The sequence below is a fragment of the Oleiphilus sp. HI0061 genome, from assembly GCF_001635675.1.
The window spans coordinates 1-794 of the sequence record NZ_LWFE01001795.1 but is presented as its reverse complement, the minus strand read 5'-3'; the positions used below and the strand labels follow the sequence as shown (position 1 = coordinate 794).

Here is a 794-nt window from a genome sequence, read left to right as displayed (position 1 = left end):
AAACGCGACGGTGGTCAGACAGTGGGTGAAGCACAACCGTAGTATCTTTCCGTGCTTCAATGACTTCATCTAAATAACAAATACCGCCTTCTCGCACCGCCCTGGTAAGCGGGCCATCCTGCCAATAGGTTCCGTCTTTGCCAATTAAGTGTCGACCTACCAAGTCTGTTGCGCTTAGATCATCATGACAGGCAATCGTGTATAAAGGCCGATCAAGTTTCTTGGCCATGTGCTCAACAAATCGGGTTTTACCACAACCTGTAGGTCCCTTAATCAAAACCGGCAAATTATTGTTGGCGGCGTGCTCGAAGATAACAACTTCATTTCCCTGCGCTAGATAATTCGTTGGCATGTCGTTCTCCATTTAAAAAGCTTGACCCTTGTCGTCTTACGATAGACCTGTAAGGTTCAAGTAAATTTTTGGCAGCAATGCAGGTAAACGCGCAGTATCACTAATCACTGCATAACCATGATCACCAAAAAGGTAAGGTAAATAATCGTTTCCATCTTCATCGATGGTAATACAAAATGGTTGCAAGCCCTGCTGCTTGGCCTCCTGAACCGCCTTACGAGTATCCTCTACTCCGTAACGGCCTTCGTAGTGATCAATATCATTTGGCTTGCCGTCTGAAACAATCAACATGAGGCGCTTTTGAGTTGCTTGTGTTTTTAACACTTCAGTTGATTGACGAATACCTGCGCCCATTCGCGTATAAAATCCCGGCTTGATTTCAAGAATTCGGCCACGTGCGGCATCGCCATAAGGTTCAGAGAAGTTTTTTAACAGGTTATAT

2 protein-coding genes are annotated in these 794 nt (G+C 45.1%); both read right to left on the bottom strand.

The genetic code is table 11. The features are described from left to right. A partial coding sequence (locus tag A3735_RS27385; protein ID WP_156499969.1) for an AAA family ATPase occupies window positions 1–352 on the bottom strand: 352 nt, incomplete at its 3' end. Between the two features lie 36 nt (window positions 353–388). After that, window positions 389–794: nitric oxide reductase activation protein NorD (locus A3735_RS27380; RefSeq protein WP_156499968.1), on the bottom strand; the 406-nt coding region annotated here is incomplete at its 5' end.